This is a genomic window from Caulobacter sp. 17J65-9 (assembly GCF_010975005.1).
Lineage (GTDB): Bacteria > Pseudomonadota > Alphaproteobacteria > Caulobacterales > Caulobacteraceae > 17J80-11.
Map to the genome: position 1 here is coordinate 1 of NZ_JAAIVC010000243.1, position 4,076 is coordinate 4,076.

The window sequence follows — 4,076 nt, forward strand, 5'->3', positions numbered from 1 at the left end:
CGCGCCACTGGCGCTATTCGGTGCTGGCCGGCGCGGCCGTGGTCGAGCGCGAGGCGGCGCTGGCGCGGCTGGCCCGCGCGGGGTTGAGCGAGGCGGAGCTGCTGGCCGCCTGGACGGCGGCGCCGGAAGACCTGCGCGCCGGCCACGGGCGCATGGTCGACGCCTGGCTGCGCGGGGACGGCTCCGAACTGCCGCTGCCGGACTGGGCCCCCCTCTATGCGCGGCTGGCCCTGCGGGACCCGGGGAAACGGAAGGACGCGTGGCGCGCCCCGCTGTCGCCCGCCCAGGCGGCGGTGCGCGACTACTTCTTCGCCCGCGAGCTGAACGCCCTGATTATCGAGCACATGACCCGGCCGGGCTACGCCACGCCGGTCGAGGCCGGGGCCTGGGTGCTGGATCACCGGCCGGACATGGCGCGGTTCTATCCGGAGCGGGCGAGCGACCAGGAGGTGTACGGCAAGAGCCTGGCGCTGTGCACCCTGACCCAGGACGGCGGCCTGACCGACTGCAAGAGCATCGCCGACGCCCCGCCCGACTACGGCTTCGGGGCCGCGGCCGAACGGGCGCTGCCCCTGACCTGGCGGTTGCGCATGGACAGCGTGCCGGCCGACGCCGTGGGCAAGCGCGTGCGCGTGGTGCTGAACTGGACGCTGGGTTGATAGGGGGCGAGGCCCGGTATTTCCCGCCCGTAATGGGGGAGGGGTGACGGCGGAGCGCCGTTAACCTAACCACGGTCGTCGAACGGCGGAGACGATTCGTGGTCGAGGTCCTTGTGGTGTGGGCGGCGCCGCTGCTGTTGTGCGCGGCCCTGGTGGGCAAGCTGGCGGTCGCCAAGCGCAGCGGCGCGATCGGCGAGGGCGTGCTGTTCGGCCGTCCGGTGGCGCGCGCGATCGACCCGGCCCGCTTCGACGGCCTGATGGCCCTGACCGCCGTGCTGGCCGTGATCGTCCTGGCCCCGCTGGCCGCGCGCGTGGCGCGCCTGGTGCTGGTGGCGGCCTGAGGCGCGAGCGACCGCCCCGGGATCGACGAACCCCGGTCCTACTAAGTTCTAGACGCGACTCCGCCGCCGCGGTGATACCCGCATCGCCTGGGCGACGCGCCGGGCCTGGGGGACGTCACATGAAGACCTTGCTGGCCGCGAGCGCGGCCACCATCGCCCTGGCCTCGGCCGGGAGCGCCGCGCACGCGCAGGAGCAGACCGTCGAGAGCGCCCAGCGCTTTCTGAGCCGCGTGGTGCCCGGGGCCGGCTATTGGGCCGGCTGGATGGACACCGCCCTGGATACGGCGCGCCAGAAGACGTTCGAGGCCACCGGCGCCAATCCGTACGTCCAGCCCAGCGGCCAGGGCGTGATCCGGGAGTTCGCGCCGGCCGGCGAATGCAAGCAGCAGGTCGGCCTCGACTTCAGCGGCGTGCAGATGACGATCACCATGAACGGTCAGACCCAGACCGTCCCGTTCGGCGTCTCGCCGATGACCAAGGTCGTCAACTGGGCCGACCTGGGCGAGGCCCGGGTGGCCGGAGGCGGCGTGGTGCTCTCGTGGCGGAACGGGTCCTCGAGCGAAACGCGCCTGGGCTCGGAAAGCATGGCTGCGCGCGTGGCCTACGCCATGGAGTTCCTGCGGCTGCACTGCGACACGACCGGCGAAGGGGTCTGGTGAGGCCATGGCCGGCAGCCGGGACAGTGCGCGCATGAAGACGCTGTGGGTCGGCCTAGCGGGCGGCGTCGTGCTGCTGGCGGTCGAGGCCGCGCACGCGCAGCAGCAGGAGAGCGTCGAGATCGCGCCTTACACCTGCCGATACTACGCCTCGGCCTGCACCGACCCGGTGGAGCGGGCCCGCCGCGAAAAGGAAGAGCAGGACCGGCGCGACAAGCTGGAGGCCGACCGGCTCGCGAAGCTGAAGGCGCAGCAAGAGCACCAGGTGCAGGTCACCCAGACCATGAGCGACCTGAACATGGCGCCCGGCCGCCGCGCCGAGGTCGAGCGCCTGCTGCAGATGAAGGCCGCCGCCGACGCCGCGCGGCCGAAGCCGCCGGCCCAGCAGTGCTGGATGGAGTCGATCACTCATGGCGGGGGCGGCACGCTCTGGCCGACCCGCGCCGAGGCCGAGGCGTCGGTGTTCAGGGACAGCCTGCTCGGCTGCACGAGCGGCCACACGGTGGGCCCGCTGACCTGCAACTACATCAAGCAGTGGGACCGCTGGACCTGCGGCGCGGTCCTGACCTGCAACACACAGCGCAAGGTTTGCGGGCCGCAGTCCGCGTCTGCCCAGTAGGGCGCCTCCCGCCCGCGCCCCCGATCGCGTATCAACGCTCTTCGGGATCGGTCGGGGGATCGGCGATGGGGTTCAGGGTCGGGCGGCGGGCCTTCGTGCTCGGAGCGGCGGCGGCGGGGCTGGCAGGGTGCGACCGCACCCCGGCCATGCCGGAGAACTTCGCCACGCCCTGGCGTGAGGAGACCGGCCAGGCGGCCCGCTATTTCAGCCAGTACACCCACGACTTGAATGACGGCGTGGCGCTGTCGCCCGACGGCGGGCTGTTCGCCGCCACCCTCTACGGCGCCCCGGTCAACGAGCTGGCGCTGATCGATCCGAAGGCGCGCACGACGCAGGTGCTGGCCGACGGCGACCGGCGGCTGCGCCTGGCCCAGCCGGCCTTCAGTCCCGACGGAAAGAGCCTGGTGGTGGTGCGCGCCGCGCCGCCCACCTTCACGGGCCGCGCCGAACTGGTGATCGTCGACCTGGCGACCGGCCAGGGCCGCCGGATCGGCGAGCGGCTCAGCTATGCATGGCCGACCTTCGCGCCGGACGGAAAGAGCCTGGTCTATTGGGGCGACACGAAGCAGCCGCCGCCGCGCTCGCGCATGCAGCCCGAGTACCGCGAGTTCGTGGACTTCGCGCTGTTCCGCCTGGACCTCGCCTCCGGGGCCGAGACCCGGCTGGACCCGCGGACCTTCGTCGCGCCGTCGCAGGTCGCCGCCCTGGCGGACGGACGGGTGCTGTTCACCGCCATCTACGAGACGACGGACGGCGTCCTCCTTCCCCCGACGGTGGAGTGCGAGAACCGCCTGCTGGGCGCGCGCGTGCTAGCCGCCGCTCAAGAGCCGCCGAAGGGCTGCGCGGTCTCGGCGATCAACGCGCACGACCCGTTGCTGGACGGCGCGAAACTGCGGGGCGCCGCGCGTGATGGCCGGCTGCTGCTGGAGAACGGCCGCGCCGAACCGGCCGTCCAGAGCTTCGCCGTGATCTGGGACGGAACGACCGCGACCTTCGTCGCCCCGCCGCCGCCGGGCGTGCAGGAGCCCGCCGTCAACCTCGACGGCTCCACCGTGGCGGGGGTGATGTACGACGTGCTCGATCCCAAGGGCGCGCGCACGCTGAAGGCGCGGATCTTCGTCCAGGACCTGGCGACCGGCGCCCAGGCGGTGTTCGACCCTCCCGCGCCGTCCGCGCGGCTGACGCTGACGGCGCCGACCGGGCTTTAGGGGCGGGCGCCGCCCTAGAACAGCTTCGCCTGGGCCGCCTTCTCGCACACGCCGTTACCGCTCTGGTCGCCGCCGGAGAAGCGCAGCGCGCCGGTGCGCCGGTCGATGGTGTAGGAGGTGCCGGGGAAGGCCCGGTTCCAGAGGTTCTGGGTCTTGTCCGACGACCAGGTGACCTCGTCCTCGGTGATGTTGCGCACGTAGAGCGGCTTGCCGTTCAGCACGACGCTGGGGCGCTCCAGGTCCAGCGTCACCTGCCAGGTGAAGTCGCCCGTGTCGCGGTCGTACTCGTAGTGGGACTGGCCCACCGGCCCGACGCGGTCGGCGGTCACGACGGTGCGCGAGCCCTTGCACAGCAGGGTGACCGGCCCGGCCGGCGCCGGCGCGGGCTCGGCCTGGGCGGCGAGCAGCAGGGCCATGGCGACAAGCAGACTCAAGACGACGTCCTCCCCGATCCGGGCGCGAGGCTAGCAGCGCGCCCGGCCGGATTCCAAGCCCGGCGAACGGCGGTCGCTGGCCCGCCGCCTCAGGTCGCCGGCGTCGCCGGCGCGGGCGTTGCGGTCGGCTGCGCGACGGGCGCCGGAGCGGGCTGGGCG

Annotated in this window: 5 protein-coding genes and 1 pseudogene; 5 read left to right on the plus strand and 1 reads right to left on the minus strand. The window is 73.1% G+C overall.

Annotated features, from left to right (window positions below; translation table 11 throughout):
- The 5 genes and pseudogenes from G3573_RS20555 to G3573_RS20575 all read left to right on the plus strand — a co-directional run.
- A pseudogene (locus G3573_RS20555) lies at positions 1-659 on the plus strand (energy transducer TonB); the annotation flags it as partial.
- A gap of 98 nt (positions 660-757) precedes the next feature.
- Positions 758-1,000, plus strand: a complete 243-nt coding sequence (locus G3573_RS20560) for a hypothetical protein (RefSeq protein ID WP_163263526.1) — start codon at positions 758-760, stop codon at positions 998-1,000.
- Between the two features lie 119 nt (positions 1,001-1,119).
- Entirely contained in the window at positions 1,120-1,659 is a 540-nt protein-coding gene (locus tag G3573_RS20565; RefSeq protein ID WP_163263527.1) for a hypothetical protein, read from the plus strand.
- A 31-nt stretch (positions 1,660-1,690) separates the two neighbouring features.
- A complete protein-coding gene (locus G3573_RS20570; RefSeq protein ID WP_163263528.1) occupies positions 1,691-2,275 on the plus strand; it encodes a hypothetical protein in 585 nt (194 codons plus the stop codon).
- A gap of 65 nt (positions 2,276-2,340) precedes the next feature.
- On the plus strand, positions 2,341-3,483 hold the full coding sequence (locus tag G3573_RS20575) for a PD40 domain-containing protein (protein WP_163263529.1): 1,143 nt from the start codon (positions 2,341-2,343) through the stop codon (positions 3,481-3,483).
- A 14-nt stretch (positions 3,484-3,497) separates the two neighbouring features.
- Here the strand turns inward: G3573_RS20575 and G3573_RS20580 are convergent, their stop codons facing one another.
- Entirely contained in the window at positions 3,498-3,917 is a 420-nt protein-coding gene (locus G3573_RS20580; RefSeq protein ID WP_163263530.1) for a hypothetical protein, read from the minus strand.
- Between the last annotated feature and the right edge of the window lie 159 nt (positions 3,918-4,076).